We start from the raw sequence: 3,971 nt of genomic DNA, 5'->3' as shown, positions 1-3,971 counted from the left end.
CGCAATACGAGCACGCCATCGCCACGCTGACCGGCACCCCGGCACCGGCCTTCAGCCTGCCTCCTTCGCTGGCGCCCATCGCGCTGCCGGAGATTCCGCTGGGCATCCCGTCGGACGTGCTGGAGCGTCGCCCCGATGTGGCGGCAGCCGAACGTTCGATGGCCGCGGCCAATGCCCAGATCGGCGTGGCCAGTGCGGCCTTCTACCCCAGTTTCATGCTGCAGCCCGGTTATGGCGTGGACAGCCGCAACTGGGCCACGCTCTTCAACGCACCCAGCGTGCTGTGGTCACTGGGGGTGTCGGCCTCGCAAAGTTTGTTCGATGCCGGCCGCCTGCGCGCCGGTGTGGATTTCACCCAAGCCGGCTACAACGCCGCCGTGGCGACCTATCGCCGCACCGTGCTGACCGCGATGCAGGAAGTGGAAGATGGCATCACCGGTATCGCTTCACTGGACCGCGCCTGGCGGCAATCGCAATCGGCCATCGCCAGTGCCCGCCGCGTGCTGGACATCGCCACCAGCCGTTATGAGGGCGGTGCCACGCCTTATCTGGATGTCATCACCGCCCAGCAGGCCCTGCTCAACAGCGAACGCCAGGCGGCGCAGTTGATGGGACAGCGGCTGCTGGTGTCAGTGTTTCTGATCAAGGCCCTGGGTGGAGACTGGCATGCCCGCCGCGAGGAAACGCCTCTTGTGCAATCGAAAACATTATCGTTTTCAGAGAAGTAGTGATCAGGTGGCCTGACCAGTTTGCACGATAGTTGGCACACTTCCTGTCGCGCTTGTCAGCTTCAGGGAGGAAGCGGGCAATTGCCCCGTAAACGCCCGTGTAATCAGCGTTATGGCCGCTTCCTGACCTGCCTAGAATCGCTGGTGAAATCCATCACAAGCGAAATAACGAGGCAGACATGAACTGGTTCAACAATCTGAAGATCGCCAAGAAACTCATTCTTTCCTTTGCGGCCGTCATCATCCTGACGGTCATCCTGGGTATCTTCGCGATCCGCGAATTGAAGGCGGTGAACCAGGCCTCCACCGACATGGCCACCAACTGGCTGCCCACGATCAAGGCGGCGCAGTCGATCCAGGCTTCATTGCCGCGCATGCGCATTTCCGAATTGCAGATGATCACGGCGGCCACCCCCGCCGAGCGTGAAGATGCGCTCAAGGCCATCAAGTCGCGCCTGGATATCCTGGCCAAACAGCGTGCTACTTACGAAGCCCAGATTTCGGAAGCAGAAGAGAAGCTCGCCTACGAGAAGTTCTCCAAGAGCTTCGCCACCTATCTGGAGATCGACAAGAAGCTCGCCGAGATTTCCGGTGCCGGCAAGGAAGAGGAAGCGCGCGCGATCTTCAAGGGCGATTCCAACAAGACCTTCCGCAGCATGCTGGAAAGCATGGACGAGATCATCAAGATCAACGACGCCGGCAGCATGCGTTCGGACCAGACCGCCAGCGACGTCTTCAATTCCGCGCGGGCCTGGATCATCGGCCTGCTGGCCGCCATCGTGGTGATCGCTTTCGGGCTGGCGCTGGCGGTGGCACGTGCGGTCTCGCGTCCGCTCAATGAGGCGGTGAGCGTGGCCGAGCGCGTGGCGCAGGGCGACCTGACGGTAGACATCCGTTCCGACAGCAAGGATGAAACCGGCATGCTGATGCATTCCTTGCGCGCCATGAATGACAGCCTGAACAAGATCGTCAGCGAAGTGCGCTACGGCACCGATGCCATCACCACGGCTTCGCAGGAAATCGCAACCGGCAACCTCGACCTGTCCTCGCGCACCGAAGAGCAGGCCGGCTCACTGGAAGAAACCGCCTCGGCCATGGAAGAACTGACGGCCACCGTCAAGCAGAACGCCGACAATGCGCGCCAGGCCAACCAGCTCGCTGCATCGGCCTCCGACGTGGCCAGCCAGGGCGGTGAAGTGGTCGGCCAGGTAGTGCAGACGATGGAAGGCATCACCGAAAGCTCGAACCGCATTGCCGACATCATCACGGTGATTGACGGCATCGCCTTCCAGACCAATATTCTCGCCTTGAATGCGGCCGTGGAAGCGGCGCGCGCCGGCGAGCAGGGCCGCGGCTTCGCGGTGGTGGCTTCCGAAGTGCGTTCGCTGGCACAGCGTTCGGCTTCTGCCGCCAAGGAGATCAAGCAGCTCATCGACGACTCGGTACAGAAGGTCGGTGCCGGCAGCCAGCTGGTCGAACGTGCCGGTGCCACCATGAGCGAGGTGGTGGCCAGCGTCAAGCGCGTCACCGATGTGGTGGCCGAGATCAGCGCAGCCAGCAGCGAGCAGAGCACCGGCATCGAGGAAATCAATCGCGCCATCACCCAGATGGATGAAGTGACCCAGCAGAATGCGGCGCTGGTCGAAGAAGCCGCCGCCGCCGCGCAGTCCTTGCAGGATCAGGCGGGGCGCTTGTCACAGGTGGTGAGTGTGTTCAAGATCCAGCGTTGAGGCTGGTTCGGCGGGGCGTGCTTCAAGCAGGTTCTGCCGAACGTAATTCGTGGTTACGCCATCCATATATGCCATATATGCGATACATGCGATATATGCCACATATTCCATTCATTCCAATCTGGAATGAATGGAAGGATGTCTTTCATTCCGGTGGCAACGCGAAGCAATAACCCACGCCATACACCGCCTGGATGGCATTGTGTCCGGGGAAGCAGGGTTCGAGCTTGCGGCGCAAGTTCTTGATGTGGGTATCGATGGCGCGATCGGTGACCGAACGGTCATCATCGTGCAGGTGGTTGAGCAGCTGTTCCCGCGAAAACACTTGGCCCGGCGCAGCCGCGAACGTCTTGAGCAGGCGCAGTTCCAGTGGCGTCAGGTTGAGCGGCTCGCCGCGCACGCTGGCCTGATGGCGGATCTCGTCGATGACCAGCGGCGAGCTGCCCTGCGGCAGCGGGTCCGCTTGTGCTGAACGCTGCACCGAGGCATTGCGCCTGAGCATGGACTTGACCCGCGCCACGATCTCGCGTGGCGAAAACGGCGTCTTGCCGATGTAGTCATCGGCCCCCAGCTCCAGTCCGCGCAGACGGTCTTCTTCCTCGGCGCGCGCCGTCAGCATCAGTACCGGCACGTCCGAGAAAGTGCGCAACTGGCGGCAGATTTCCCATCCATCCATCCCCGGCAACATGATATCCAGCAGGATCAGGTCCGGCCGCTGTGCGCGGACTGCATCCAGCGCCGCATCGCCGCGTGCCACATGGCGCGAGGTATAGCCGGCCACCGCCAGGTATTTCTGCAGCAGTTCAGCCAGCTTCGGTTCATCCTCGACGATGAGGATGTCGGCCCGCTCGGGCGGTGCGAAACGGAAATCGTCCGTGGATTCGTTCATGCGCGGTCTTCCTCATCTTCTGCCCGGGCCGGCAGCACCACCGAGACCCGCAGTCCGCCCAAGGGTGAAGCCGTGGCACCGATGGTCCCCTGATGCGCATCGACGATGCGGCGGCAGATCGCCAGGCCCAGCCCGGCACCGCCGCTGGCGCGGTTGCGCGAGGCCTCGACCCGGAAGAAGCGATCAAAGAGGCGCGCCATGACTTCAGGAGGCACACCCGGTTCGCTGTCATCGAAGACCAGGTGCCAGTGCTGTTGCAGCAGTTGCGCATGCACCTGCAGACGGCCGCCGCTGTCGGTATAGCGCAAGCTGTTTTCGAACAGGTTGTTCAACAGTTGCTGCAGGCGCGCCGCATCGGCATGCACCGGCATGGTGGCAGGCAGACTGCAGGTCAGCGTCATGCCGCGCTGGCTGAAACGCTCGGCATAGATCGCCGCACTGTCGCGCAGCAGCGGTGCCAGGTCGATGTCGGTGCGGCGATAGGTAAGGGCACCGGCATCGGCCAGTGACAGATCGTAGAGATCGCCGACCAGCTTGTTGAGATGTTCCACCTCGCTCTTGAGCGAGCGCAGCGTCTGCGCATCGGGCTGCAGCACGCCATCTTCCAGGGCTTCGAGCTGGCCG

Annotated in this window: 4 protein-coding genes; 2 read left to right on the top strand and 2 right to left on the bottom strand. The window is 62.5% G+C overall.

From position 1 onward, the window contains the following. A partial coding sequence (locus B3873_RS08520) for an efflux transporter outer membrane subunit (RefSeq protein ID WP_286865279.1) occupies window positions 1-728 on the top strand: 728 nt, incomplete at its 5' end. Window positions 729-907: 179 nt separating this feature from the next. Beyond that, a complete protein-coding gene (locus B3873_RS08515; RefSeq protein WP_121041175.1) occupies window positions 908-2,458 on the top strand; it encodes a methyl-accepting chemotaxis protein in 1,551 nt (516 codons plus the stop codon). A gap of 145 nt (window positions 2,459-2,603) precedes the next feature. Here B3873_RS08515 and B3873_RS08510 read toward each other — a convergent pair whose 3' ends face one another. Then, a complete protein-coding gene (locus B3873_RS08510) occupies window positions 2,604-3,347 on the bottom strand; it encodes a response regulator (protein ID WP_286865276.1) in 744 nt (247 codons plus the stop codon). Then, window positions 3,344-3,971 (bottom strand): ATP-binding protein (locus tag B3873_RS08505; RefSeq protein ID WP_286865274.1); only part of this gene is annotated, 628 nt, incomplete at its 5' end. The genes B3873_RS08510 and B3873_RS08505, both read right to left, overlap by 4 nt.

The organism is Herbaspirillum sp. UBA812 (assembly GCF_002296545.1).
GTDB classification, from domain to species: Bacteria; Pseudomonadota; Gammaproteobacteria; order Burkholderiales; family Burkholderiaceae_D; genus Herbaspirillum; species Herbaspirillum huttiense.
This window is presented reverse-complemented; position numbering and strand designations above follow the sequence as displayed.

What these genes read in the sequence shown, in the direction of transcription:
- B3873_RS08510 (WP_286865276.1), bottom strand. Translation starts at nt 3,347, where the DNA reads ATGAACGAATCCACGGACGATTTCCGTTTCGCACCGCCCGAGCGGGCC.
- B3873_RS08515 (WP_121041175.1), top strand. Translation starts at nt 908, where the DNA reads ATGAACTGGTTCAACAATCTGAAGATCGCCAAGAAACTCATTCTTTCC.